At 38.7% G+C, this 23,656-nt stretch carries 26 protein-coding genes; 23 read left to right on the forward strand and 3 right to left on the reverse strand.

Annotation, left to right across the window (positions count from 1 at the left end):
* The first annotated feature begins 8 nt into the window (after positions 1-8).
* Positions 9-347 (forward strand): ATP cone domain-containing protein, encoded by a 339-nt coding sequence (locus SPPN_RS03915; protein WP_001196047.1) that lies wholly within the window; start codon positions 9-11, stop codon positions 345-347.
* A 30-nt stretch (positions 348-377) separates the two neighbouring features.
* On the opposite strand, the gene SPPN_RS03920 is transcribed toward SPPN_RS03915, so the two are convergent.
* A complete protein-coding gene (locus SPPN_RS03920) occupies positions 378-698 on the reverse strand; it encodes a hypothetical protein (protein WP_001216094.1) in 321 nt (106 codons plus the stop codon).
* Between the two features lie 98 nt (positions 699-796).
* Here SPPN_RS03920 and SPPN_RS03925 point away from each other — a divergent pair, with 98 nt between their 5' ends.
* Positions 797-1,012, forward strand: a complete 216-nt coding sequence (locus tag SPPN_RS03925) for a YdbC family protein (protein ID WP_000807430.1) — start codon at positions 797-799, stop codon at positions 1,010-1,012.
* A gap of 53 nt (positions 1,013-1,065) precedes the next feature.
* Here SPPN_RS03925 and SPPN_RS03930 read toward each other — a convergent pair whose 3' ends face one another.
* Positions 1,066-1,602 carry a biotin transporter BioY gene (locus tag SPPN_RS03930; RefSeq protein WP_000709023.1) on the reverse strand — a complete coding sequence of 179 codons (537 nt, stop codon included), beginning with the start codon at positions 1,600-1,602 and terminating at the stop codon, positions 1,066-1,068.
* Positions 1,603-2,027: 425 nt separating this feature from the next.
* On the opposite strand from SPPN_RS03930, the gene SPPN_RS03935 reads away from it, so the two are divergent.
* The 4 genes from SPPN_RS03935 (at position 2,028) to SPPN_RS03950 (ending at position 5,531) form a co-directional block, all read left to right on the forward strand.
* Positions 2,028-2,366 carry a hypothetical protein gene (locus SPPN_RS03935; RefSeq protein ID WP_000746104.1) on the forward strand — a complete coding sequence of 113 codons (339 nt, stop codon included), beginning with the start codon at positions 2,028-2,030 and terminating at the stop codon, positions 2,364-2,366.
* 65 nt (positions 2,367-2,431) lie between these two features.
* Positions 2,432-4,414 (forward strand): hypothetical protein, encoded by a 1,983-nt coding sequence (locus SPPN_RS03940; RefSeq protein WP_000768909.1) that lies wholly within the window; start codon positions 2,432-2,434, stop codon positions 4,412-4,414.
* Positions 4,411-5,034 (forward strand): ATP-binding cassette domain-containing protein, encoded by a 624-nt coding sequence (locus tag SPPN_RS03945; protein WP_000151027.1) that lies wholly within the window; start codon positions 4,411-4,413, stop codon positions 5,032-5,034. The genes SPPN_RS03940 and SPPN_RS03945 overlap by 4 nt, the downstream gene beginning before the upstream one ends.
* Complete coding sequence (locus tag SPPN_RS03950) at positions 5,031-5,531, forward strand: hypothetical protein (RefSeq protein ID WP_000721119.1); 501 nt, start codon at positions 5,031-5,033, stop codon at positions 5,529-5,531. The genes SPPN_RS03945 and SPPN_RS03950 overlap by 4 nt, the downstream gene beginning before the upstream one ends.
* A gap of 165 nt (positions 5,532-5,696) precedes the next feature.
* Here SPPN_RS03950 and gor read toward each other — a convergent pair whose 3' ends face one another.
* On the reverse strand, positions 5,697-7,043 hold the full coding sequence (gene gor / locus SPPN_RS03955; protein WP_001209583.1) for a glutathione-disulfide reductase: 1,347 nt from the start codon (positions 7,041-7,043) through the stop codon (positions 5,697-5,699).
* A gap of 287 nt (positions 7,044-7,330) precedes the next feature.
* Between gor and SPPN_RS03960 the strand changes: the two genes are divergently transcribed.
* The 17 genes from SPPN_RS03960 to ciaH all read left to right on the forward strand — a co-directional run bounded on the left by SPPN_RS03960 (position 7,331) and on the right by ciaH (position 23,503).
* Entirely contained in the window at positions 7,331-8,524 is a 1,194-nt protein-coding gene (locus SPPN_RS03960; protein WP_000728655.1) for an efflux RND transporter periplasmic adaptor subunit, read from the forward strand.
* A complete protein-coding gene (locus tag SPPN_RS03965; protein ID WP_000811473.1) occupies positions 8,508-9,209 on the forward strand; it encodes an ABC transporter ATP-binding protein in 702 nt (233 codons plus the stop codon). Before SPPN_RS03960 ends, SPPN_RS03965 begins: the two co-directional genes overlap by 17 nt.
* 1 nt (position 9,210) lies before the next feature.
* Positions 9,211-10,470 carry an ABC transporter permease gene (locus tag SPPN_RS03970; RefSeq protein WP_001180416.1) on the forward strand — a complete coding sequence of 420 codons (1,260 nt, stop codon included), beginning with the start codon at positions 9,211-9,213 and terminating at the stop codon, positions 10,468-10,470.
* A gap of 123 nt (positions 10,471-10,593) precedes the next feature.
* Complete coding sequence (gene metG / locus SPPN_RS03975; protein WP_001291352.1) at positions 10,594-12,591, forward strand: methionine--tRNA ligase; 1,998 nt, start codon at positions 10,594-10,596, stop codon at positions 12,589-12,591.
* 49 nt (positions 12,592-12,640) lie between these two features.
* Positions 12,641-12,889: a hypothetical protein gene (locus tag SPPN_RS13825; RefSeq protein WP_080564660.1), complete on the forward strand. Its 249-nt coding sequence runs from the start codon at positions 12,641-12,643 to the stop codon at positions 12,887-12,889.
* Positions 12,890-13,010: 121 nt separating this feature from the next.
* A complete protein-coding gene (locus SPPN_RS03980) occupies positions 13,011-13,331 on the forward strand; it encodes a PadR family transcriptional regulator (protein ID WP_000665417.1) in 321 nt (106 codons plus the stop codon).
* Positions 13,332-13,334: 3 nt separating this feature from the next.
* Positions 13,335-14,150 (forward strand): hypothetical protein, encoded by an 816-nt coding sequence (locus SPPN_RS03985; RefSeq protein WP_000738385.1) that lies wholly within the window; start codon positions 13,335-13,337, stop codon positions 14,148-14,150.
* Between the two features lie 72 nt (positions 14,151-14,222).
* The gene (locus tag SPPN_RS03990; protein ID WP_001269443.1) at positions 14,223-15,149 is read left to right on the forward strand and encodes an aldo/keto reductase; all 927 of its coding nucleotides are present in this window, start codon (positions 14,223-14,225) and stop codon (positions 15,147-15,149) included.
* A gap of 99 nt (positions 15,150-15,248) precedes the next feature.
* Positions 15,249-15,485, forward strand: coding sequence for a DUF2829 domain-containing protein (locus SPPN_RS03995; RefSeq protein WP_000141913.1), 237 nt, complete (start codon positions 15,249-15,251; stop codon positions 15,483-15,485).
* Positions 15,478-16,176, forward strand: a complete 699-nt coding sequence (locus SPPN_RS04000; RefSeq protein WP_000198454.1) for a 3-oxoacyl-ACP reductase — start codon at positions 15,478-15,480, stop codon at positions 16,174-16,176. Before SPPN_RS03995 ends, SPPN_RS04000 begins: the two co-directional genes overlap by 8 nt.
* A 9-nt stretch (positions 16,177-16,185) precedes the next feature.
* On the forward strand, positions 16,186-16,665 hold the full coding sequence (locus tag SPPN_RS04005) for an NUDIX hydrolase (protein WP_000453250.1): 480 nt from the start codon (positions 16,186-16,188) through the stop codon (positions 16,663-16,665).
* Positions 16,666-16,672: 7 nt separating this feature from the next.
* A complete protein-coding gene (locus SPPN_RS04010; RefSeq protein ID WP_000418690.1) occupies positions 16,673-17,401 on the forward strand; it encodes a GNAT family N-acetyltransferase in 729 nt (242 codons plus the stop codon).
* 41 nt (positions 17,402-17,442) lie between these two features.
* Positions 17,443-18,312: a putative PEP-binding protein gene (locus tag SPPN_RS04015; protein WP_001245827.1), complete on the forward strand. Its 870-nt coding sequence runs from the start codon at positions 17,443-17,445 to the stop codon at positions 18,310-18,312.
* Positions 18,287-18,727, forward strand: coding sequence for an ASCH domain-containing protein (locus SPPN_RS04020; protein ID WP_000188832.1), 441 nt, complete (start codon positions 18,287-18,289; stop codon positions 18,725-18,727). The genes SPPN_RS04015 and SPPN_RS04020 overlap by 26 nt, the downstream gene beginning before the upstream one ends.
* Positions 18,728-18,849: 122 nt before the next feature.
* On the forward strand, positions 18,850-21,396 hold the full coding sequence (locus SPPN_RS04025; protein ID WP_001149128.1) for a M1 family metallopeptidase: 2,547 nt from the start codon (positions 18,850-18,852) through the stop codon (positions 21,394-21,396).
* A 108-nt stretch (positions 21,397-21,504) separates the two neighbouring features.
* The gene (ciaR, locus tag SPPN_RS04030) at positions 21,505-22,179 is read left to right on the forward strand and encodes a two-component system response regulator CiaR (RefSeq protein WP_000590626.1); all 675 of its coding nucleotides are present in this window, start codon (positions 21,505-21,507) and stop codon (positions 22,177-22,179) included.
* Entirely contained in the window at positions 22,169-23,503 is a 1,335-nt protein-coding gene (gene ciaH / locus SPPN_RS04035; protein WP_000491804.1) for a two-component system sensor histidine kinase CiaH, read from the forward strand. The genes ciaR and ciaH overlap by 11 nt, the downstream gene beginning before the upstream one ends.
* Positions 23,504-23,656: the final 153 nt, after the last annotated feature.

Consider the following 23,656-nt stretch of genomic DNA (forward strand, 5'->3'; position numbering starts at 1 on the left):
AGATACCTATGCAAGTAATCAAACGTAATGGCGAAATTGCTGAATTTAATCCAGATAAGATTTACCAAGCCATCTTAAAGGCAGCCCAGACTGTCTATGTATTGACAGATGATTTGCGTCAAAACCTTGCACAAGTCACTAAGAAAGTGGTTTTGGATTTGGAAGAGGCCAAGGTGGAACGTGCTACTATTAGCATGATTCAGTCTATGGTTGAACATCGTCTACTGGGTGCAGGTTACATTACCATTGCAGAACACTACATTTCCTATCGTCTGCAACGTGACTTGGAAAGAAGTGGTTATGGAGATCATATCGCAGTTCATTTACATTTTGAACAAATTCGCTAAGAAAAAAGAGTGGGATGAAGCAACTACATCTCACTCTTTCTTAAATCTATTTTTTTGGGCTGTTTGGACAGTTGAAGGGACAAATCGCAGGCGTTGAATATCGCTTATGCGGATAATACGGGTCACATTTTTGGCAAAATTTTTCACGATAATTTGCTGGCCTTGTTGATCGTATTTGATGATATCACCTGTAAAGCTTGTCTCAGACAAGATAAGGTGAACAGCAGTTTGTTTCTGGATAGCCTCTTCAATAGTGGCTGTAAGGGAGTTGCTTTCAGTATGGTCAGGTTGGTCATGTCCATTTAAAAAGTCATGTATTTTATCTAGAACTTGCTGGAATTTATGTCTCATAGTGGCCTCCCTTCTTTTATATCAATATTATATAAAATTTTCCTAAAATCTACAAGATTTTACGAATAATCAGATGAAAGCTAAAAAAGGAGAAGAAAATGGCAGAATTTACATTTGAAATCGAAGAGCACTTGTTGACTCTTTCTGAAAACGAAAAAGGTTGGACTAAGGAAATCAACCGTGTGAGCTTTAATGGAGCCTCTGCGAAGTTTGATATTCGTGCTTGGAGTCCAGACCATACGAAGATGGGCAAAGGAATTACTCTTTCCAATGAAGAATTTCAAACAATGGTGGATGCTTTTAAAGGAAACTAAGTTTTCAAAATAAAAGAAAAGGATACTGAGTTATGACAACTCGATATCCTTTTTTAGTTAGCAAAGTAAGCCTGATTTTTAAGGCGTTGAAGTAGAGGACGACTAATCAAACTAATAGCTAGAAGTTTACCAAGGTCTGGAATGATAAAGGGAATGACCCCCACAACAAGAGATTTTTCAAATGCCATTCCAGCTAGAAAATGCAAGCTGAGAATCCCTCCGACAAAGACAAGGGCATCACCCAAGAGATTTGCAAGAAAAATATTGACAATTCCGCTCTTGCTGTTGGTTAGAGAGGAAGTAAGTCCAGAGTAAACGAGATAAAACCAAAGATAGCCTGCAGTAGGGCCAACTAAAGCCTGAAAACCAGCTCCACCTCCTGCAAACACAGGAAGACCGATAGCACCTAGAAGAAGATAGAGTCCAACAGAAAGTACAGCCTCTCTCGGTCTAAAGACAGTAGCAATCAAGCCGATTGCAAAGTTTTGCAGAGTGAAGGGAACAGGTCCAACTGGAAGACTGATTTGTGCCAAAACAGCAATGAGAGCAGCCCCAATAGCAGGGATAGCATAAATGTGAGCTTTTTTCAAAATAGTTAACCTCTTTTCTGATGTATAGTAACTATTATACTCATAGAGGAATCATTGTCAACCAATTTTTTAAAACAAGGTAACAAAAACTGTAACGGCCGATTTTGCTTATTGGTTAAGTTGGATAATTTTTTTGTTGATTCGAAAATTGTCTGTATAGATAATCCTATTTTATTAATAAAAAATATACTAGTAAATACTTGACAAAGTAAAAAATAAGTGTTATATTAAAAATGTAAACGGATGCATTTAGATGTGTTCAATTTTAAAAGGAGGGGTAGTTATGAGATATTTTAACGACTCTAGATACCATAACGGTGATTAAAAACCTAAATATAATCAATTCATATTAAAGTAATATGGAGGGACTAAAAAGAGACTATTATTTAATCTTCATCAAATATTTAAATTCAAGGAGAAGTAAAATGAAAAAAAGAATTAATAAGAAAGCATCTGTTTTTCTAGCTGCAAGTGTTTTCAGTTTTAGCTTTGCTACTGCAGCTAGTGTTGTTAGTGCAACTACAGCACACCCTGCTCCATATCCGATTATTGATGTATGGCAGTATGGTGTAGATAATAGCTATGGTTATTCAAATTACTTTGTTAGTTCTCCAGATAATATTGGTTCAAAATCTTCAGTAACGAATTATTGGGGAACCGTTAAAGCTTACGATAAAAAAGATTATGGATGGGCATATTCAAGTGCAAAAAAATCTTGGAGCGATATTCGATTAAATGCATATTGGGATTATTATAGATTTTAAAAATAATTTATGAAAACAAGAGGCCCAATTATAAGATTGGGTCTTTTGTAATATGGTAATTGCTTATGAAATTAAAATTATGTATCATTGGATTCTTCTTTTGTTTGATTGCTACAATTGGACTGGTCACTATTAGTGATACCGAAATCCCCATACCTTTACCAATTGATGGTGCTTTTTCTATCCAAGGAAAAAGTAATCTTTCTAATAACGAAATATACGAAATGGTTCGTGACTTATCAAAAACGGAAAAGGTTACCATTTACAAGCCAATCGTTCAGAGTTCGGGTCAGTTGAAGTATGTAAATTTTGATGATGTAAATAATGAACAATTAAAGTCAGCACCAATAATAGGGATGTATTATACCCTTGGGAAAATGGATGTAGATAGTTTGAAACCACTTACGATGACGGGGCTGCAAACAGTCTATATGGCTTATCCTTGGTATATAGGAGGAATATTACAATTCACTGGAACTTTAAGAATACTGTTAATGGGTTCAATTTACTTAACTTTATTAGTTGTTTTATTTGTTGTTAGGACGAGGCAGATCAAAGAAGGAGTGATACGACGTTCTTTGGGCTTGACTGTATACGATCTAAGAAGAGAGTATGGCATTTCTCTTATTTTTGAACTGATTATGATGGCTTTATTGATGATTTCTTACAGTTCTTTTTTGGGTAATGGTTTCTTCACCTATAGCTCTAAGTTATTTTTCTCTCTGCTTTTAACGAATTTTATACTATTTCAAATCATTGATCTCATCACCTTTGTTTTATTTTGGTTGACGATTCAGATTGAAAAGCCCATTGAAATTATTAAAAACAAGGCAAAAAACAAGCTTATTTTTGTCGTATGGCTTGTCATTATTTCGATTATCATCCTTGTCTCAGGAATTTTTTTACAAGAAACAAAGAGTAGTCAATCTAGTATGAACATACAAATACAGAATTTAGTACCGTGGGACACAGTAAAAGACTGGAGAAGGATTGAGTTCCTTGGAATTGAAAGTAACTCTGCTAAAAATGGAGAAGTTAATGATTCAGATGGTCAGTATCTACAGATAGTTGCTGCCTTAAAAAACTTAGATTTCTTATATATAGAACGATCTTCAGCATATGTTCCAGATTTTATGAAAACATCTCATGTTTTAGAAGACTTTTCTAAACAATTAGAAAATGACGGAATAACGAATCCAGAAATAAATAAAGAGTTGATTTATATTAATCAAACAGGTGCTAACCTACAAAATAAAGTGAATGGGACAAACTATCATCTTTTAGATAATAAGATAGCAACCATCTATATTCCTGAGAAATGGAAAGAAAACCAGAAATCTATTGAGAATACAGTTGTAGCAGAACAATTTATTGGAACACACTATACAAAAGAACAGCTTGCAGTACAAATAATTCCTGATGGGGAAAAAATTTTTTATTTTAATGAGGATGCTGATATCGATCATAAAAATAAAGATATTTTACCGCTGGCAAGTGTAGCAGATAGCCAAGATAACATTGTTGTTGTGTTAGATACGGACAAAATGATGGAAAATAATAAGTTTACTTTGGCTAGTAATATAACTAATAAGTCTCTTTTTAGTCCTGAAGCGGTAAAAAAAATAAATGAGATGACTGTCCCGTTGAATTTCTCAATGAATCCAGTAGATGTTTACCAAATTGTGAAATTAAAGATTCAATCCTTAGAGCACCAAATTTTACTTTCACAAATCTTGCAGAAGATAATTTACAGTATTATCTTTATACTCATTTATCAATATGTCCAACTTTTTATTACTCTAAAACAGAATGAATATGTGAAAAAAATCATTTTGGGTCTTTCAAAAACATATATAGCAATTTCAAGTCTCAAATATTTTATGATGACTATTACAATGGTTATTCTATTTACATTTCTTGTGACAGGGCAAATAGAGTTGCTATATATTGGAGCGGCTTCTCTGCTAGTTTTGATGTTGTCAATCATAATGAGTTTTAGAAAATTATCTGAAAGCTACACTAAAATTTTAAAAGGAGATGAATCATGACAATTGACCTTTTGAACGTTTCAAAAAGTTTCGGCTCAAAGAAGATCTTTACAGACTTAAATTTAATATTTGAATCTGGAAAAAGCTATGCATTGATTGGAGGTTCTGGCTCCGGTAAAAGTACCCTTCTTAATATTATAGGAAGATTAGAAAAAATTGACAGTGGGAATGTTTTAGTTGATAAACAAGATATTTGGAAGATAAAAGAAAGAACTTTTTTTAAAAATACTGTTGGATATGTATTTCAGAATTATTCTTTAATAGATAACAAAACAGTATATGATAATCTGAGCCTTATCACTAAAGACAAAAAAACAATAACTGACGTACTTGAAAAAGTAGGACTGTCAAGTGACTATTTACATCAAAAAATATACGAATTGTCTGGTGGGCAGGCTCAACGTGTAGCTATTGCCAGAATGTTAATGAAACCACGTAAAATTATTTTAGCAGATGAGCCCACAGGAGCTTTAGATGGTGAGATTGGAAAAGAAATCATTCGTTTGTTATTAAATGAAAAAGATGAAGACAAATATGTTATAATAGCGACGCATGATCCAGCTGTCTATAACGAAGTTGATGTGATCATTGATATGAAAGATATAGGGTATAAGGTATGAAAAAGATAATTTATATTGCTTTGATCTTTGTAGCTGGGTTACTTGCCTTCTTCTTTTTTGGAAAACAAATGATTACAAAAGAAAATATCAATAAACCAACGGTAGAGTTAACAGTCTATACGCTTTCTTCTAGTGATACAGAAAAATGGAATAAAATGAGACAAGTAGAAACGGAAGAGGCTATATACTTCATAACTGTGAAAGAAGCAGAGTCTTCTGAAGAAGTATTTTCAAACATCATTGCAAATGGAGCTGCTACGGGGTTCGGAGTTCGTGAAGAAGAAGTGAAGAAATTCAATAATGATTTAGGAGACACTATAGAGGACTCTAAGCATAATAAACTAATTGAAATAGAGTTTTTTACTTTTTCTGATGCTGACGAGGGATTTGTAGTAGCAAACTTTGACTACGGTAAAGAAGAGTTGAATTCTCAGAAAAAAGATATAAAAGAGTTATATAAAAAAATATATGAATCTTTTAAAGAAAAGAATAAATGATTGTATTATAATCCTTGTATTTTGCTATGGTTTGTTAATTGATTTTTGCATATCTTATTTCAACATACTATAAAATAAAACATAAGAAAACGAGTATCTCCAACTACGGAAATACTCGCTTTTTGATATTTAGAAGTGTTTTTTGCTTTGCTTCTTTTGTTTCGATTAACGCATGGTTACAAATTCTTCAGATGCAGTTGGGTGAATTGCCACAGTTGCATCAAAGTCTGCCTTGGTTGCTCCCATTTTGATAGCAACAGCAAATCCTTGAATCATTTCATCAACGCCGTAGCCAATTCCATGAAGTCCGACAACTTTTTCTTCTGAACCAGCTGTGATCAATTTGAAACGAGTTTCTTGACGGTTGCAAGTGCAAGCAGAGTACATAGAAGTAAAGCTTGATTTGTAAACCTTGATTTGGTCTTGACCGTATTCTTTAATAGCTTGTTCTTCTGTCAAACCAACCGTTCCGATAGCAGGGTGTGAAAAGACAACAGTTGGAATAGTTGAGTAGTCCATTTTTGCAGTTGTTTTTCCGTTAAAGAGACGTTCAGATAGGGTACGCCCAGCCTTGATAGCTACTGGAGTCAGTTCCTTTTCACCTGTTACATCACCTAGAGCGTAGATTCCCTCAACAACAGTATTTTGGTATTCATCCACTTGTATAAAGCCACGTTCGTTCAAAGTTACTCCAGCTTTTTCAAGTTGCAAGCCCTTAACGTTTGGACGGCGACCTGTAGCCCAGATAACTTGGCTAGCTGTGTGACTAGTACCATCTTCGAAATGAATGGTAATGCCTTCAGCAGTTTTTTCTAACTTAACAGGGACTTTGTGAGTGTGAAGTGGTAAGTTTGTTCTTTCCATTTCCTTGACCAAACCTTCAACGATGTAAGAATCAAAACTACGTAAAGGACGATCGCGGCGAACAAAGAGATCTGTCTTGACACCAAAGGTGTGGAGTACGCCAGCCAATTCAACGGCAATATAACCAGCGCCTAGAATGGCAACTGATTCTGGCAATTCTTCCCAGGCAAATACATCATCAGAAGAGCCACCTAGTTCAGCACCAGGAATGTTTGGAATACTTGGATGGGCACCAGTAGCAATCACAATATGTTTAGCACGAATCAGTTCACCATTTACGCTGACAGTATGAGAATCTACAAATTCAGCATGACCTTCAATCAAGTCTACACCGTTGCGTTTAAAACTGCCATCATAAGAAGAACGAGCGCGATCAATGTAGGCTTCACGATTGCGACGTAGGGTTGCAAAGTCAAAGTTAAGATCAGTAGTCTTAAAGCCGTAGTCTTCTCCAAATTGATGGAAAGTCTCAGCGATTTGCGCCCCGTACCACATGATTTTTTTAGGAACACAGCCGACGTTGACGCAGGTTCCACCTAATTTCTTTTCCTCAATAACGGCCGCTTTGGCTCCGTGTTCACCAGCACGGTTCATGGTGGCAATTCCTCCGCTACCTCCACCGATAGCAATGATATCGTATTCTCTCATTGAAAACTCCTTTGTACTCTTTTAAATAGTAGAGTGTCATTTTTTGATAGTCATATTCTATCTTTTTTTTGATTTGATTGCAAAAATCTGCTACGCACAAAAAATTGCAAAAAAACTTGCCAAATAAGTCAAGATAGTGTATTATATAACTAGTACAATATAAAAGGAGGATTTCCGAACGATTGTTTAATCCTGAACTGTCATTATTTCCATCTGAACTGCATTGTTTGCTGGAGGGAAATTTGGTATAATAGCAAAGTATTGTAAAAAAGAAAAGGAGTTTCATTATGAAGAAAAAGAATGGTAAAGCTAAAAAGTGGCAACTGTATGCAGCAATCGGTGCTGCGAGTGTAGTTGTATTGGGGGCTGGGGGCATCTTGCTCTTTAGACAACCCTCGCAAACTGATGTTAAGGATGAAACGCCACATCTAGTAGTGGCAAAAGAGGGAACTGTTGCTTCGTCGGTTTTATTATCAGGAACAGTAACGGCAAAAAATGAACAATACGTTTATTTTGATGCTAGCAAGGGAGATTTAGATGAAATCCTTGTTTCTGTGGGGGATAAGGTCAGCGAAGGGCAGGCTTTAGTCAAGTACAGTAGTTCAGAAGCGCAGGCGGCCTATGATTCAGCGAGTCGAGCAGTTGCGAAGGCAGACCGTCATATCAACGAACTCAACCAAGCACGAAATGAAGCTGCTTCAGCTCCCCAGTTACCTGCACCAGCAGGAGGAGAAGATGTAACGGTGCAAAGTCCAACTCCAGTTGCTGGAAATTCTGTTGCTTCTATTGACGCTCAATTGGGTGATGCCCGTGATGCGCGTGCAGATGCTGCAGCGCAATTAAGCAAGGCTCAAAGTCAATTGGATGCAACAACTGTTCTCAGTACCCTAGAGGGAACTGTAGTCGAAGTCAATAGCAATGTTTCTAAATCTCTAACAGGGGCGAGTCAAGTTATGGTTCATATTGTCAGCAATGAAAATTTACAAGTCAAGGGAGAATTGTCTGAGTACAATCTAGCCAACCTTTCTGTAGGTCAAGAAGTAAGCTTTACTTCTAAAGTATATCCTGATAAAAAATGGACTGGGAAATTAAGCTATATTTCTGACTATCCTAAAAACAATGGTGAAGCAGCTAGTCCAGCAGCTGGGGCTAATACAGGTTCTAAATACCCTTATACTATTGATGTGACAGGCGAAGTTGGTGATTTGAAACAAGGATTCTCAGTAAGTGTTGAAGTCAAAAATAAGAGTAAAGCCATTTTGGTTCCTCTAACAAGTGTTGTGACTGAAAATGATAAGAACTATGTCTGGGTGCTTGACGAGCAGAAAAAGGCCAAGAAAGTGGAAGTTGGTTTGGGCAATGCTGATGCAGACAACCAAGAAATCACTTCAGGTCTGACAAATGGAGTCAAGGTCATCAGTAACCCAACGTCTTCCTTGGAAGAAGGAAAAGAGGTGAAGGCTGATGAAGCAACTAATTAGTCTAAAAAATATCTGCAGAAGCTATCGCAATGGTGACCAAGAACTGCAGGTTCTCAAAAACATCAATCTAGAAGTGAATGAGGGTGAATTTGTTGCCATCATGGGACCATCTGGTTCTGGGAAGTCCACTCTGATGAATACGATTGGCATGTTGGATACACCAACCAGTGGAGAGTATTATCTTGAAGGCCAAGAAGTGGCTGGACTGGGTGAAAAACAATTAGCCAAGGTTCGTAACCAACAAATCGGTTTTGTCTTTCAGCAGTTCTTTCTTCTATCGAAGCTCAATGCTCTGCAAAATGTAGAATTGCCCTTGATTTACGCAGGAGTTTCGTCTTCAAAACGGCGCAAGTTGGCTGAGGAGTATTTAGACAAGGTTGAATTGACAGAACGTAGTCACCATTTGCCTTCGGAATTATCTGGTGGTCAAAAGCAACGTGTGGCTATTGCTCGTGCCTTGGTAAACAATCCTTCTATTATCCTAGCGGACGAACCGACAGGAGCCTTGGATACCAAAACAGGGAATCAAATTATGCAACTATTGGTTGACTTGAACAAAGAAGGAAAAACCATTATCATGGTAACGCATGAGCCTGAGATTGCTGCCTATGCTAAACGTCAGATTATCATTCGAGATGGAGTCATTTCATCTGACAGTGCTCAGTTAGGAAAGGAGGAAAACTAAGATGCAGAATCTGAAATTTGCCTTTTCATCTATCATGGCTCACAAGATGCGTTCTTTGCTTACCATGATTGGGATTATTATCGGTGTTTCATCAGTTGTTGTGATTATGGCTTTGGGAGATTCCCTATCTCGTCAAGTTAATAAAGATATGACCAAATCTCAGAAAAATATTAGCGTCTTCTTCTCTCCTAAAAAAAGTAAAGATGGGTCTTTTACTCAGAAACAATCAGCTTTTACGGTTTCTGGAAAGGAAGAGGAAATTCCTGTTGAACCGCCAAAACCGCAAGAATCCTGGGTCCAAGAGGCAGCCAAACTCAAGGGAGTGGATAGTTACTATGTAACCAATTCAACGAATGCCATCTTGACCTATCAAGATAAAAAGGTTGAGAATGCTAATTTGACAGGTGGAAACAGAACTTACATGGACGCTGTTAAGAATGAAATTATTGCAGGTCGTAGTCTGAGAGAGCAAGATTTCAAAGAGTTTGCAAGTGTCATTTTGCTAGATGAGGAATTGTCCATTAGTTTATTTGAATCTCCTCAAGAGGCTATTAACAAGGTTGTAGAAGTCAATGGATTTAGTTACCGGGTCATTGGGGTTTATACTAGTCCGGAGGCTAAAAAGTCAAAAATATATGGGTTTGGTGGCTTGCCTATTACTACCAATATCTCCCTTGCTGCGAATTTTAATGTAGATGAAATAGCTAGTATTGTTTTTCGAGTGAATGATACCAGTTTAACCCCAACTCTGGGTCCAGAACTGGCACGAAAAATGACAGAGCTTGCAGGCTTACAACAGGGAGAATACCAGGTGGCAGATGAGTCCGTTGTATTTGCAGAAATTCAACAATCGTTTAGTTTTATGACGACGATTATTAGTTCCATCGCAGGGATTTCTCTCTTTGTTGGAGGAACTGGTGTCATGAACATCATGCTGGTTTCGGTGACAGAGCGCACTCGTGAGATTGGTCTTCGTAAGGCTTTGGGCGCAACACGTGCCAATATTTTAATTCAGTTTTTGATTGAATCCATGATTTTGACCTTGTTAGGTGGCTTAATTGGCTTGACAATTGCAAGTGGTTTAACTGCCTTAGCAGGTTTGTTACTGCAAGGTTTAATAGAAGGTATAGAAGTTGGAGTATCAATCCCAGTTGCCCTATTTAGTCTTGCAGTTTCGGCTAGCGTTGGTATGATTTTTGGGGTCTTGCCAGCCAACAAGGCATCGAAACTTGATCCAATTGAAGCCCTTCGTTATGAATAAGATCAACAAGATGGACACTCGTCTATCTTGTTTTTGTATGGATTTCCCTATCGAAATTCCTTAAAAATGTGATATAATGAAGTGTTAGAAAAACAGGTTTCATTTGCCTGGAAAGGAAAAATTATGTCTGAAAAGAATTTTTATATTACAACGCCGATTTACTATCCATCTGGAAAACTGCATATCGGTTCTGCCTACACAACCATTGCTTGTGATGTCCTAGCACGTTACAAACGCCTGATGGGCTACGATGTCTTTTATTTGACAGGTCTTGATGAACATGGTCAGAAGATCCAGCAGAAAGCTGAAGAAGCTGGCATTACACCACAAGCCTATGTTGATGGGATGGCAGTTGGAGTCAAAGAACTCTGGAAATTACTAGATATCTCATACGATAAATTTATCCGTACAACTGATGACTACCATGAAAAAGTTGTCGCACAGGTCTTTGAACGCTTACTTGCTCAAGATGATATCTACTTGGGTGAATACTCTGGTTGGTATTCAGTATCAGACGAAGAATTCTTTACAGAAAGCCAACTGGCAGAAGTTTTCCGTGATGAAGCTGGAAATGTGACTGGTGGTATTGCTCCATCATGTCACGAGGTTGAATGGGTATCCGAAGAATCATACTTCCTTCGCCTTAGCAAATACCAAGATCGTTTGGTCGAATTTTTCAAGTCCCATCCTGAATTTATCACTCCAGATGGTCGTCTGAATGAAATGCTTCGCAACTTCATCGAGCCAGGTTTAGAGGATTTGGCAGTTTCTCGTACAACCTTTACCTGGGGTGTCCCAGTCCCATCAAATCCTAAGCACGTTGTCTATGTTTGGATTGATGCCCTTCTTAACTATGCGACAGCTCTTGGCTACGGTCAAGACGAACATGGTAACTTTGACAAGTTCTGGAATGGAACAGTCTTCCATATGGTAGGAAAAGACATCCTTCGCTTCCACTCTATCTACTGGCCAATCCTTCTTATGATGTTGGATGTTAAATTACCTGATCGTTTGATTGCCCATGGTTGGTTTGTCATGAAAGACGGAAAAATGTCTAAGTCTAAAGGAAATGTCGTTTACCCTGAAATGTTGGTAGAGCGTTATGGGCTTGACCCACTTCGTTACTACCTCATGCGTAGCCTTCCAGTTGGTTCAGACGGAACCTTCACTCCTGAAGACTATGTCGGCCGTATCAACTATGAATTGGCCAATGACCTTGGGAACCTCCTTAACCGTACGGTCTCTATGATTAACAAGTACTTTGATGGGCAAATTCCAGCCTATGTAGAGGGTGTAACAGAGTTTGACAATGCTCTTGCTGAGGTTGCAGAGCAATCAATCGCCGACTACCATACACACATGGAAGCAGTTGACTATCCACGTGCACTTGAAGCAGTCTGGATCCTTATCTCTCGTACTAACAAATACATCGACGAGACAGCTCCATGGGTCTTGGCTAAGGATGAAGCACTCCGCGATCAATTGGCAAGTGTTATGAGCCACTTGGCAGCCAGCCTTCGTGTTGTAGCTCACTTGATTGAGCCATTTATGATGGAAACCAGTCGTGCAGTCTTGACTCAACTTGGCTTGGAAGAAGTAGCGAGCCTTGAAAACTTGAGCTTGGCTGACTTCCCGGCAGATGAGACTGTAGTTGCCAAAGGAACACCAATCTTCCCACGTTTGGATATGGAAGAAGAAATCGCCTATATCAAGGAACAAATGGAAGGTAACAAGCCAGCTGTCGAAAAAGAATGGAATCCAGACGAAGTCGAACTCAAACTAAACAAGGAAGAAATCAAGTTTGAAGACTTTGACAAGGTCGAAATCCGTGTTGCCGAAGTTAAAGAGGTGTCTAAAGTGGAAAGTTCTGATAAGTTGCTTCAATTCCGCTTGGATGCTGGTGATGGAGAAGATCGTCAAATTCTTTCTGGAATTGCAAAATACTATCCAAATGAACAAGAATTGGTCGGCAAGAAAGTTCAAATTGTTGCCAATCTCAAACCACGTAAAATGATGAAAAAATATGTCAGCCAAGGGATGATTCTCTCAGCTGAACATGATGGACAATTAACCCTTCTTACAGTTGATCCAGCTGTACCAAACGGAAGTGTGATTGGGTAACAATAGACAGGACTAGTTCAGGCTAGTTCTGTTTTTTTATTTATACTCAATGAAAATCAAAGAGCAAACTAGGAAACTAGCCGCAGGTTGCTCAAAACACTGTTTTGAGGTTGTAGATAGAACTGACGAAGTCAGCTCAAAACACTGCTTTGAGGTTATAGATAGAACTGACGAAGTCAGCTCAAAACACTGCTTTGAGGTTATAGATAGAACTGACGAAGTCAGCTCAAAACACTGTTTTGAGGTTGTAGATAAGACTGACGAAGTCAGTCACATATATACCCTAAGGCGACGCTGACGTGGTTTGAAGAGATTTTCGAAGAGTATTAACTATTATGCTTTACAAACTAGTGTGGAAGTGGTATACTATAGCTGAAGCTACTAGTAGGTATTACAAAATAGATTAGAAGGGAGAAGGGATGAAAGAAACTCAACTGTTAAAAGGTGTTCTTGAAGGTTGTGTCTTGGATATGATTGGTCAAAAAGAGCGGTATGGTTATGAGTTGGTTCAGACTTTGCGAGAGGCTGAATTTGATACTATCGTTCCAGGAACTATTTATCCTTTGTTGCAAAAGTTAGAAAAAAATCAATGGATAAGAGGCGACATGCGCCCGTCGCCAGATGGTCCAGATCGGAAGTATTTTTCGTTAACCAAAGAAGGAGAAGAGCGTGTCTCGGTCTTTTGGCAACAATGGGACGATTTGAGTCAAAAAGTAGAAGGGATTAAGAATGGGGGTTAAACCATGAAGAAAATGAAGTATTATGAAGAAACAAACAATTTGTTGCATGAGTTTTCTGAGGACAATCAGCAGTATTTTGAGGAGTTGTGGGAAAGTTTTAATCTTGCTGGATTTCTCTATGATGAAGACTATCTCAGAGAGCAGATTTATTTGATGATGTTAGATTTTTCAGAAGCAGAACGAGATGGCATGAGTGCAGAGGATTATTTAGGTAAGAATCCTAAAAAATTAATGAAAGAGATGCTCAAGGAAGCACCACGTAGTTCGGTCAAAGAGTCCTTTTTAACACCAATTCTTGTCCTGGCGGTATTACATTACTATCAACTACTAGGCGATTTTTCTAAAGGTCCTCTCTTAACAGTCAATTTGCTCACGTTTTTAGGGCAACTTCTTCTTTTTCTAGTTGGCTTTGGGCTTGTGGCTACAATCTTACGTTGGAGCTTAGTCCAAGATTCTTCTAAAATGAAAATTGGCACCTATATTGTCGTTGGGATTCTTGTTCTGCTAGTTGTTCTGGGATATGTAGGAATAGGAAGTTTTGTACAAGAAGGAGCCTTTTATCTTCCTGCTCCCTGGGACAGTTTCCTTGTCTTTACGCTTTCTCTAGTCATCAGTATTTGGAATTGGAAAGAAGCGGTCTTTCGTCCCTTTGTCAGTATGATTGTTGCCCATCTTGTGGTGGGTTCTCTGCTCCGTTATTATGAGTGGATGGGCATTTCAAATGTTTTCCTCACAAAGATTATTCCTTTAGCTGTCCTCTTTATTGGAATCTTTGTCTTGTTCCGTGGGTTTAAGAAGATAAAATGGAGTGAAATATAGTCAAAAAGCCGTTGCAAAGCGGTTTTTTGTTATAATTAAATGAAGAATGTAGAATTAAAGGAGAAAAATTTGATGAGATACATAACTCTTGGTCAAGATGACAAAGAATTATCAGAAATTGTTCTCGGAATGATGAGAATAGAAGATAAGTCTGTAAAAGAAGTTGAAGAGCTTGTAGAAACAGCACTTTCTGTTGGAATCAATGCTTTCGACTTGGCTGATATTTATGGTCGTGGTCGTTGTGAAGAACTGCTAGGTCTTGTCCTAAAAAATCGTCCAGATTTAAGAGAAAAGATGTGGATTCAGTCCAAATGTGGCATTCGCATTGAAGAATTTACCTATTTTGATTTTTCTAAGGACTATATTATAAAATCAGTTGACGGTATTTTGCAAAGATTGAAGATTGATCATCTAGATAGCTTGCTTCTTCATCGACCAGATGCTTTGATGGAATCTGACCAAGTAGCAGAAGCCTTTGATCTCCTTTATAAACAAGGTAAGGTTCGAGATTTTGGAGTTTCTAATCAAAATCCTATGATGATGGAGTTACTTAAAAAAGATGTCAAGCAGCCGTTAGCTGTTAATCAGCTGCAATTGAGTGCGGCTTTTACTCCAGGATTTGAATCAGGTTTTCATGTTAATATGGAAGATAGTCAAGCAGCTATGCGAGATGGCAGCATTTTTGAATATTGCCAATTACACGATGTGGTCATTCAAGCCTGGTCTGTCTTACAATTCGGGTATTTTAAAGGGAATTTTGTTGGAAATGAGAAATTTCAAGCTTTAAATCAAGTACTTGATCGTTTAGCTATTAAATATGGAGTAACCCCTTCAACTATTGCCATTTCTTGGATATTGCGTTATCCAGCAAAAATGCAGGCAGTCGTAGGTACCACAAATCCTAATCACTTGAGAGAAGTTAGCCAAGCGGCAAACTTTAGCTTAACAAGAAAAGAATGGTATGAAATTTATCTTGCAGCAGGGAATAATTTGCCGTAAGTAGAAGCAGATGTAAATAAATCACAGTCAAAAAGCCGTTGCAAAGCGGTTTTTTTGTTATAATGAAGGGAAGAATTATTGATTTTAAAGGAGAATAACATGACTTTTGAAGAAATCCTGCCTGGGTTAAAGGCTAAGAAAAAATATGTACGAACTGGTTGGGGAGGTGCTGAAAACTATGTCCAACTTTTTGACACTATCGAGCAAAATGGGGTTGCACTTGAAGTGACGCCCTACTTCCTAATCAACGTTTCTGGCGAAGGAGAAGGTTTTTCCATGTGGAGTCCGACACCTTGTGATGTTTTGGCGACGGATTGGGTAGAAGTACATGACTAGACGCGTATTGATTACGGGAGTAAGTTCAGGGATTGGTCTGGCTCAGGCTCGACTCTTTTTAGAGAAGGGCTATCAAGTTTATGGAGTTGACCAAGGTGAAAATCTACTCTTAGAGGGTGATTTTCACTTTTTACAGAGAGATTTGACCTTGGACTTGGAACCTATTTTTGACTGGTGTCCTCAGGTTGAGGTTTTGTGCAATACTGCTGGAGTTTTGGATGATTACAAACCACTGTTGGAACAATCAGTGCAGGAAATTCAGGAGATTTTTGAAATCAACTACGTTACTCCAGTAGAGTTGACTCGGTATTATTTGACACAAATGCTAGAGAATAAAAAAGGAATCATTATCAATATGTGCTCCATTGCTTCTAGCCTAGCAGGTGGAGGTGGTCACGCCTATACTTCATCTAAGCATGCCTTGGCTGGATTTACCAAGCAGTTGGCTCTAGATTATGCAGAAGCTGGGATTCAGGTCTTTGGTATCGCTCCAGGAGCAGTCAAGACGGCTATGACCGCTGCGGATTTTGAGCCAGGAGGCTTAGCTGACTGGGTGGCTAGTGAAACACCAATCAAGCGCTGGATTGAACCAGAGGAAATAGCAGAGCTTAGCCTTTGCTTAGCTAGTGGAAAAGCAAGCGCCATGCAAGGACAAATCTTGACAATAGATGGCGGCTGGTCTTTGAAGTAGGAGGATCTGATGGAAGTCAAAAGACACTTTGGAGTCTACGCTGTTTGCTTAGAAAATGGGAAGTTACTCTGCATTGAAAAAACGAGAGGCCCTTATCAAAATCGGTATGATCTACCTGGAGGCAGTCAGCAACTTGGTGAAGGACTGACGGAAACGCTGACTAGAGAAGTTATGGAAGAGACGGGATTTACTGTTAGAAGCTACTCTAATCCTCGAATCTACGATGTTTTCGTCAGAGAAGAGTTAACAAATTTTATGGTTCACCATGTCATGGCCTTGTATGATGTAGAAATGAATGAGAGTGCACCTCAAGTTACGACTTCGGAAGCTGTGTCTGATGGTGCGAATGATTCACTTGGATATATTTGGATGGATATTCAAGAGATTACAGAAGAAAATGTATCGCCATTAGTCTTGAAGGTTAAGTCTGAATTATTAGGACTTCCAGAACTGGACAAGACTTCTTACATGAATTGGAAGGTGAAGTAGGAGGATAATGGAACTATTTAAAACATGGAAGAAAAATATGGTTCTCTATGGTCTTAAATCTCAAATTGGAACTGTCTACCGAAACAATGATAGGACAACAAGCTTTTATGATGTTGGGAATTTTCTATACCTAGCAGGGGAGTTGGATTCCAGATTTTGGGAAGATTTTGTTAGAAAATATGGTTTAGATTATAAGATTATTATTTCAGAAAATACTAATTGGCAAGATTTTCTGCATCGAAAAGTGGGGCTAAATTCTTTTACTCGCTATTCTTTTAAAGATAAGGCAAATTTTCAAGTTGAATTTTTAAATAATCTAGTTACTCATTTAGAGGAAGGTTACAATATTGTGCCTATTGATAATCATATTTATAACTGCTTTTCTACGGAAGAATGGTCACAGGATTTACAGGGGGATTTTGAGTCCTATCAGGATTTTGTTTTAAAAGGTGGATTTGGCTTTGTGATTCTTAAAAATAATGAACTGATTGCTGGAATTTCCTCAGGGTTAGTTTACCGTGAAGCAGTTGAAGTGGAAGTTGCAACTAGACCAAACGAACAAGGAAATGGATTTGCTAAAAAGCTTGGTGCTGCAATGATTCTAGATAGTTTAAATAGAGATATGTTTCCACTTTGGGATGCTCATAATGAGGCTTCCAAAAAAGTAGCAGAATTTTTAGGATATGAGTTATCTGAACCTTATGAAGCTTTTGAACTAGAGGAAATTTTGATATAATTATATATGATATTGTATCTTTTAAGACGAGGTGAATGGCTATGAGAAATCAACTTGCCCTTAGTGGCGAAAAAATTCTTGAAAAAATTTATCCTCAACTATTTCACCACGTCGGCATGATTCGTGGGGAATATTTGTTGAGAGAGCTTAATCAAAACATCATATTAGCAAGTTGTCAGCAATTTGTAAAAGATTATCTAGAGACTATCTGCTCCCTGTACTCAGATGAAGAAGTTTGGTATCGTTTTACTGAATTAACGAATACAGAAGCCAATTGTTTAGTGGGGACTAAAGAGTTTTTTGACGAAGGGCATCCCTTGTTTGGCTATAGAGGAACCAGGCGTTTACTGGCGTGTTTGGATGAATTTCAGGCTGAAGCACATGTCGTTACAGAAGTTTATCAAACCAACCCCAATCTATCTGTTATCTTTCCTTTTGTCAATGATGCCGACCAATTAAAACAAGCTATTACAGTATTGCGTCAGTATGGCTTTACTGGGAAAGTCGGAACGATGATTGAATTACCGTCAGCGTATTTTGACTTATCTAGTATACTGGAAACGGGCATTTCAAAGATTGTAGTTGGAATGAATGATTTGACTTCCTTTGTTTTTGCGACTATGAGAAACAGTCAATGGCATGATATGGAAAGTCCAATAATGTTAGATATGCTAAGAGATATGCAGGATAAAGCAAGAATTAAAAATATTGACTTTGCTGTGGCAGGTTATCTGAATACTTCTTCCATACAAAAAATGAATCAGATGGGGATTGAGTGCATTATCCACTATAGTTCTATTCCAGCGATTTTTAATTTAGAGATTGACCATCCAGACCACCTCGAACGTGTAAAAGAAGAAAGTAAAAAATTACAAAGGAGCACCCATGACACCGCAAGAAATGTGGAATAAATACAAACAAATCAATCCTTCTATCGGAGATGAAATCGATGCTTGGTCTTTTGGAGTGGAACCAGACCTTTTAGCAGATTTGGTTTTAAAAGGAGAAAAGACAGCAACAGCATCAGCCTATGACCTCTATGTACTAGAAGACGAACCACTTCCCCAAGTAGGGACCTTCGATGTCATTTTAGATAGTCAAAATCAGGCTGTCTGCATTGTCGAAATTACAAAGGTTTCTGTTAAACCCTTCAATCGAGTGTCAGCTGACCATGCCTATAAGGAAGGTGAGGGAAACAAGATACTTGTCTATTGGCGCCAGGTTCATGAGGATTTTTTCAGAGACTGCTTGGGTGAAGCAGGATTGACTTTTACACCTGAAAGCAAGGTTGTTTTAGAAGAATTTCGCAAGGTCTACCCACTGTAGACTATTAGAAGGAAGAAAGTTTTGGAAATCGCTGTCCAATCCTTTTTTCTCAAGCAAAATATGATATAATAAGTTTGTTTGAAGAAGAGCAGCAGCTCTTAAACTTAGAATAGGAGAAAACTATGCAAGCAGTTGAACATTTTATTAAGCAATTTGTTCCTGAATATTATGATTTATTTTTAGATTTGAGTCGTGAGACCAAGACTTTTTCTGGGAAAGTGACCATCACTGGTCAAGCACAGAGTGACCGCATCTCCCTCCACCAAAAAGATTTGGAAATCACCTCTGTAGAAGTTGCAGGTCAAGCTCGTCCATTTACAGTTGACCATGACAATGAAGCCCTTCATATCGAATTGGCTGAGGCTGGTCAAGTTGAATTGGTTCTTGCCTTTTCTGGTAAAATTACAGACAACATGACAGGGATTTACCCTTCTTATTATACAGTTGATGGAGTCAAGAAGGAGGTCTTGTCTACTCAGTTCGAGAGCCATTTTGCGCGCGAAGCTTTCCCATGTGTGGATGAGCCTGAAGCCAAAGCAACTTTTGACCTCTCTCTTCGCTTTGACCAAGCAGAAGGTGAATTGGCCTTGTCAAACATGCCAGAAATCGATGTTGAAAACCGTAAGGAAACAGGTATCTGGAAGTTTGAGACAACACCTCGCATGTCTTCTTACTTGTTGGCCTTTGTTGCTGGTGATTTGCAAGGGGTGACCACTAAAACTAAGAATGGTACCCTCGTTGGTGTATACTCTACCAAAGCACATCCACTTTCTAACCTTGATTTCTCTTTGGACATTGCCGTTCGCTCTATCGAGTTTTACGAAGATTACTACGGAGTCAAGTATCCAATCCCTCAATCTCTCCATATCGCCCTTCCTGACTTCTCAGCTGGAGCTATGGAAAACTGGGGTCTTGTGACCTACCGTGAAGTTTACTTGGTTGTGGATGAGAACTCAACATTTGCCAGCCGTCAACAAGTTGCCCTTGTTGTGGCCCATGAATTGGCTCACCAATGGTTTGGGAACCTCGTTACTATGAAATGGTGGGATGACCTTTGGCTCAATGAAAGCTTTGCTAATATGATGGAGTACGTCTGTGTGGATGCCATTGAGCCAAGTTGGAATATCTTTGAAGATTTCCAAACAGGTGGAGTGCCTCACGCTCTTGAACGTGACGCAACTGATGGCGTACAGTCTGTTCACGTCGAAGTCAAACACCCAGATGAAATCAATACCCTCTTTGATGGCGCTATCGTCTATGCCAAAGGAAGCCGTCTCATGCACATGCTTCGTCGTTGGCTAGGTGATGCCGATTTTGCCAAAGGTTTGCATGCCTACTTTGAAAAACATCAATACAGCAATACAATCGGTCGTGACCTTTGGGATGCTCTTGGTCAAGCATCTGGCCGTGATGTCGCAGCTTTCATGGATTCTTGGTTGGAACAGCCTGGTTACCCAGTTCTTACTGTCAAAGTTGAAAATGATGTCTTGAAGATTTCACAAAAACAATTCTTCATCGGTGAGAACGAAGACAAGAACCGTCTCTGGGTGGTGCCACTCAATAGCAACTGGAAAGGCTTGCCTGATACACTCGAAACTGAAAGTATCGAAATCCCTGGCTACGCAGCTCTTCTTGCTGAAAATGAAGGAGCTCTTCGTCTCAACACTGAAAATACTGCCCACTATATTACCGACTATCAAGGAGACTTGTTAGAAGCTGTTCTTGCTGAGCTAGAGACACTTGATAACACAAGCAAACTGCAAATTGTTCAAGAACGTCGTTTGTTGGCTGAGGCAGGGCACATTTCTTATGCAGACTTGCTTCCAGTTCTTGATAAACTTGCTAAGGAAGAATCTTACCTTGTCGTTTCAGCTGTTTCTCAAGTGATTTCAGCCCTTGAGCGCTTTATTGATGAAGGAACGGATGCTGAAACAGCCTTCAAAGGACTGGTTGCTAAATTGGCTCGTCATAACTATGACCGTCTTGGTTTTGAAGCTAAAGACGGAGAATCAGATGAGGATGAATTGGTTCGTCAGCTGGCTGTTTCGATGATGATTCGCTCAAATGATGCAGAAGCTAGTCAAGTCGCTAGCCAAATCTTCGCAACACACAAGGAGAATCTTGCAGGACTCCCAGCAGCTATTCGCTCACAAGTTCTGATTAATGAGATGAAACATCATGAGACTAAAGACTTGTTAGCACTTTATCTTGATACTTATACTCACGCAACAGATGCTGTCTTTAAACGCCAGTTGGCAGCAGCTCTTGCATACAGTACAGATGCGGATAATATCCAAAACTTGATTGCTGCTTGGAAGGACAAATTTGTGGTCAAACCACAGGACTTGTCTGCTTGGTATTACCAATTCCTAGCTCATCAAGCAACTCAGAAAACAGCTTGGTCTTGGGCGCGTGAAAACTGGGCTTGGATTAAGGCAGCCCTTGGTGGAGATATGAGCTTTGATAGCTTTGTTATCCTTCCTGCTCATGTATTTAAGACTCAGCAACGCTTGGCAGAGTACAAGGAATTCTTTGAGCCACAACTTTCTGACCTTGCTCTTAGCCGTAACATCGGCATGGGAATCAAGGAAATTGCAGCGCGTGTTGACTTGATTAACCGTGAAAAAGCTGCAGTCGAAGCAGTTGTTCTTCAATACGGAAATGCATAAATAAGCCTAAAATAAAAAGAAAACTCAGCTATCTCATGTAAAATGCAGAGAGTTGAGTTTTTTTTAAGGCAAATTTGGTATAATGGTTTTAATAAGGAGGAGTTTCTCATGATAAAAATCTTATTGGTTGAGGATGACCTAGGTCTGTCAAATTCAGTATTTGACTTTTTAGACGATTTTGCGGATGTTATGCAGGTATTTGATGGTGAAGAAGGTCTCTACGAAGCTGAAAGTGGTGTCTATGACTTGATTTTGCTCGATTTGATGTTGCCAGAAAAAAATGGTTTCCAAGTCTTAAAAGAATTGCGTGAAAAGGGAATTACGACACCAGTTCTGATCATGACCGCCAAGGAAAGTTTGGATGACAAGGGACATGGATTTGAACTGGGAGCGGATGATTATCTGACCAAGCCTTTCTACCTAGAAGAACTCAAAATGCGGATTCAGGCCCTTCTCAAACGTTCAGGCAAGTTTAATGAAAATACGCTATCTTATGGAGATATTCTCATCAATTTATCAACAAATACCGTTAAGGTTGAAGATACTCCAGTCGAATTGCTGGGGAAAGAGTTCGATTTACTAGTTTATTTCCTTCAAAATCAAAATGTTATTTTGCCTAAGACGCAGATTTTTGATCGTCTATGGGGATTTGATAGTGACACAACGATTTCAGTTGTCGAAGTTTATGTTTCAAAAGTCCGTAAGAAATTAAAAGGAACCACTTTTGCAGATAATTTGCAAACCTTGCGCAGTGTTGGGTATATTTTAAAAGATGTTCAGTAAACTAAAAAAAACATGGTATGCGGATGATTTTAGTTATTTTATCCGCAACTTTGGTGTCTTCACTCTGATTTTCTCTACCATGACTCTGATTATTTTACAGGTCATGCACTCGAGTCTCTATACTTCAGTGGATGATAAGCTCCACGTACTAAGTGAAAATCCTCAAGCAGTTATTCAACTGGCAGTGAATAGGGCAACAGAAGAGATTAAAGATTTAGAAAATGCTAGGGCGGACGCTAGTAAAGTAGAAATAAAACCTAATGTCAGTTCCAATACGGAAGTCATTCTCTTTGATAAGGACTTTACTCAACTTCTTTCTGGAAATCGATTTTTGGGCTTGGATAAGATTAGGTTAGAGAAAAAAGAACTAGGCCATATCTACCAGATTCAGGTTTTTAATAGCTATGGGCAGGAAGAAATCTATCGCATGATTTTGATGGAAACCAATATCAGTTCGGTTTCAACCAATATCAAGTATGCTGCTGTCTTGATAAATACCAGTCAGTTGGAGCAGGCCAGTCAAAAGCATGAGCAATTGATTGTCGTTGTGATGGTAAGTTTCTGGATTTTGTCTTTGCTTGCAAGTCTTTATCTAGCTCGGGTTAGTGTTCGACCCCTGCTTGAGAGCATGCAGAAGCAGCAGTCCTTTGTGGAAAATGCCAGTCATGAGTTACGGACTCCACTTGCAGTTTTGCAAAATCGCTTAGAGACCCTTTTCCGTAAGCCAGAAGCTACCATTATGGATGTGAGCGAAAGTATTGCATCGAGTTTGGAAGAAGTCCGAAATATGCGTTTTTTGACGACAAACTTGCTGAACTTAGCTCGGAGAGATGATGGGATTAAGCCGGAGCTTGCAGAAGTTCCAACTAGTTTTTTCAATACGACTTTCACAAACTATGAGATGATTGCTTCGGAAAATGATCGTGTCTTCCGTTTTGAAAATCGTATCCATCGTCCGATTGTCACAGACCAGCTTCTCTTGAAGCAGTTGATGACTATCCTATTTGATAATGCTGTCAAGTATACTGAAGAGGATGGTGAAATTGATTTTCTTATCTCGGCGACCGATCGTAATCTGTATTTACTGGTTTCTGATAATGGAGTCGGTATTTCGACAGAAGATAAAAAGAAAATTTTTGATCGTTTTTATCGAGTGGACAAGGCTAGAACTCGTCAAAAAGGTGGTTTCGGTTTAGGATTATCTCTGGCCAAGCAAATTGTAGATGCGCTTAAAGGAACCATTACTGTTAAAGATAATAAACCCAAGGGAACAATCTTTGAAGTGAAGATTGCTATCCACACACCATCGAAAAAGAAAAAATAAAAAGAGTCTGGGGCAAAAGTCTAACCTTAAATATAAAAAGCGAACAAAACAAGTTATCTGACACTCAGAATTCTGTTTTGTTCGCTTTTTTGTCTAATCTATCGATTTTAAAAACTTATAATAAAGAATTCCTAAAATCAAAATCCTTTTGTC

This window comes from Streptococcus pseudopneumoniae IS7493, from assembly GCF_000221985.1.
GTDB lineage: Bacteria > Bacillota > Bacilli > Lactobacillales > Streptococcaceae > Streptococcus > Streptococcus pseudopneumoniae.

Excerpts from the sequence above, each read along its gene's own strand:
- SPPN_RS03915 (WP_001196047.1), top strand. The coding sequence starts at position 9 with ATGCAAGTAATCAAACGTAATGGCGAAATTGCTGAATTTAATCCAGAT.
- SPPN_RS03920 (WP_001216094.1), bottom strand. The coding sequence starts at position 698 with ATGAGACATAAATTCCAGCAAGTTCTAGATAAAATACATGACTTTTTA.
- SPPN_RS03925 (WP_000807430.1), top strand. The coding sequence starts at position 797 with ATGGCAGAATTTACATTTGAAATCGAAGAGCACTTGTTGACTCTTTCT.
- SPPN_RS03935 (WP_000746104.1), top strand. The coding sequence starts at position 2,028 with ATGAAAAAAAGAATTAATAAGAAAGCATCTGTTTTTCTAGCTGCAAGT.
- SPPN_RS03940 (WP_000768909.1), top strand. The coding sequence starts at position 2,432 with ATGAAATTAAAATTATGTATCATTGGATTCTTCTTTTGTTTGATTGCT.
- SPPN_RS03945 (WP_000151027.1), top strand. The coding sequence starts at position 4,411 with ATGACAATTGACCTTTTGAACGTTTCAAAAAGTTTCGGCTCAAAGAAG.
- SPPN_RS03950 (WP_000721119.1), top strand. The coding sequence starts at position 5,031 with ATGAAAAAGATAATTTATATTGCTTTGATCTTTGTAGCTGGGTTACTT.
- gor (WP_001209583.1), bottom strand. The coding sequence starts at position 7,043 with ATGAGAGAATACGATATCATTGCTATCGGTGGAGGTAGCGGAGGAATT.
- SPPN_RS03960 (WP_000728655.1), top strand. The coding sequence starts at position 7,331 with ATGAAGAAAAAGAATGGTAAAGCTAAAAAGTGGCAACTGTATGCAGCA.
- SPPN_RS03965 (WP_000811473.1), top strand. The coding sequence starts at position 8,508 with ATGAAGCAACTAATTAGTCTAAAAAATATCTGCAGAAGCTATCGCAAT.
- SPPN_RS03970 (WP_001180416.1), top strand. The coding sequence starts at position 9,211 with ATGCAGAATCTGAAATTTGCCTTTTCATCTATCATGGCTCACAAGATG.
- metG (WP_001291352.1), top strand. The coding sequence starts at position 10,594 with ATGTCTGAAAAGAATTTTTATATTACAACGCCGATTTACTATCCATCT.
- SPPN_RS13825 (WP_080564660.1), top strand. The coding sequence starts at position 12,641 with ATGAAAATCAAAGAGCAAACTAGGAAACTAGCCGCAGGTTGCTCAAAA.
- SPPN_RS03980 (WP_000665417.1), top strand. The coding sequence starts at position 13,011 with ATGAAAGAAACTCAACTGTTAAAAGGTGTTCTTGAAGGTTGTGTCTTG.
- SPPN_RS03985 (WP_000738385.1), top strand. The coding sequence starts at position 13,335 with ATGAAGAAAATGAAGTATTATGAAGAAACAAACAATTTGTTGCATGAG.
- SPPN_RS03990 (WP_001269443.1), top strand. The coding sequence starts at position 14,223 with ATGAGATACATAACTCTTGGTCAAGATGACAAAGAATTATCAGAAATT.
- SPPN_RS03995 (WP_000141913.1), top strand. The coding sequence starts at position 15,249 with ATGACTTTTGAAGAAATCCTGCCTGGGTTAAAGGCTAAGAAAAAATAT.
- SPPN_RS04000 (WP_000198454.1), top strand. The coding sequence starts at position 15,478 with ATGACTAGACGCGTATTGATTACGGGAGTAAGTTCAGGGATTGGTCTG.
- SPPN_RS04005 (WP_000453250.1), top strand. The coding sequence starts at position 16,186 with ATGGAAGTCAAAAGACACTTTGGAGTCTACGCTGTTTGCTTAGAAAAT.
- SPPN_RS04010 (WP_000418690.1), top strand. The coding sequence starts at position 16,673 with ATGGAACTATTTAAAACATGGAAGAAAAATATGGTTCTCTATGGTCTT.
- SPPN_RS04015 (WP_001245827.1), top strand. The coding sequence starts at position 17,443 with ATGAGAAATCAACTTGCCCTTAGTGGCGAAAAAATTCTTGAAAAAATT.
- SPPN_RS04020 (WP_000188832.1), top strand. The coding sequence starts at position 18,287 with ATGACACCGCAAGAAATGTGGAATAAATACAAACAAATCAATCCTTCT.
- SPPN_RS04025 (WP_001149128.1), top strand. The coding sequence starts at position 18,850 with ATGCAAGCAGTTGAACATTTTATTAAGCAATTTGTTCCTGAATATTAT.
- ciaR (WP_000590626.1), top strand. The coding sequence starts at position 21,505 with ATGATAAAAATCTTATTGGTTGAGGATGACCTAGGTCTGTCAAATTCA.
- ciaH (WP_000491804.1), top strand. The coding sequence starts at position 22,169 with ATGTTCAGTAAACTAAAAAAAACATGGTATGCGGATGATTTTAGTTAT.